The 1,212-nt window shown below is 41.9% G+C and carries 2 protein-coding genes; both read left to right on the plus strand.

The features are described from left to right. The coding region (locus L1028_RS31005) for a helix-turn-helix domain-containing protein (RefSeq protein WP_234541960.1) at positions 1 to 516 on the plus strand (516 nt) is incomplete at its 5' end. A gap of 20 nt (positions 517 to 536) precedes the next feature. Further along, a partial coding sequence (locus L1028_RS31010) for an IS3 family transposase (RefSeq protein ID WP_234541961.1) occupies positions 537 to 1,212 on the plus strand: 676 nt, incomplete at its 3' end.

Below are 1,212 nucleotides of genomic sequence, written 5' to 3' on the forward strand. Positions count from 1 at the left end.
AGAACATGGAAAACATACTCAAAGGAATTGAAACTAGCTGCTGTTAACGAGGTGTTGTCTGGTGATTCTTCCATAGAAGAGGCGACAAACAAGCATCATATTTCAAATAGAAGTGTTTTGACGAAATGGATTTCCAAGTATACTAATGAGATAGAGTTGAAACCTACACATAAAGGAAAAGGACTATCTCATATGAACAAAGGACGTAAAACAACTTTCGAAGAACGCATTGAAATTGTACAATATACCATCGCTAATGACTTGGACTATCAGAAGGCGGTTGTGAAGTATGGTGTATCTTATCAGCAAGTGTACGCATGGGTTCGGAAATATCAAGCTGGCCGTGAGGAGGCTCTTCAGGACCATCGTGGTCGCAAAAAGCCTGAAGAAGAACTAGATGAGCATGAACGCCTTAAGCTACGGATTAAAGAGCTAGAAGCGCGAAATGAATACCTAGAGATGGAGAATGACTTCGCAAAAAAGTTGGCGGAGATCAAGCGACGAAATACACGCTAACCCTTGTTCGACATGTAAACTTGTATCAAGCGATTCAAGAACTGAACAAAGAAAAAGGTCACGCAATTACGAAATTGTGTGCGTTAGCTGGGGTTGCTCGATCTGCCTATTACAAGTGGCTAAAATGGAAACCCTCTAGCATGGAACTTGAAATCCGTGCGTTAGCCAAAGAAGTAAAGCTTCGTTATGACAAGCGAAAAGGGATACTTGGCTATCGTCAAATGCGCACGCAATTAAACCGGAAGCTCAAAAAGAACTACAACAAAAAGCGTTATTACCGAATCATGTGCGCTCTTGGGCTCAAAGCGGTTATTCGCAGAAAACGAGCAAGTTATGTGAAAGCTGCGGAGATCCATGTAGCTGAAAATGTAATGAACCGTAACTTTGATGCCAATTCTCCTAATTCAAAGTGGTGTACAGATGTGACAGAACTGAAGTATGGGAATGGGCGCAAAGCCTATTTGAGCGCCATTATTGATGTATATGATAATTCTATTGTCTCATGGGTATTAAGCCATTCCAACAACAATAAACTCGTGATGGATACGTTGAAAAGGGCTTACGCGAAGAATCCTGGCGTATCCCCTCTTTTACAAAGCGACAGAGGCTTCCAGTACACGTCTCATGAGTATAACCGACTTCATGTGAAATACGGATTTAAGAAAAGCATGTCTCGTGTGAGCCGATGCCTGGACA

Origin of the sequence: Paenibacillus pseudetheri (assembly GCF_924513355.1) — a bacterium.
Lineage (GTDB): Bacteria > Bacillota > Bacilli > Paenibacillales > Paenibacillaceae > Paenibacillus_AQ > Paenibacillus_AQ pseudetheri.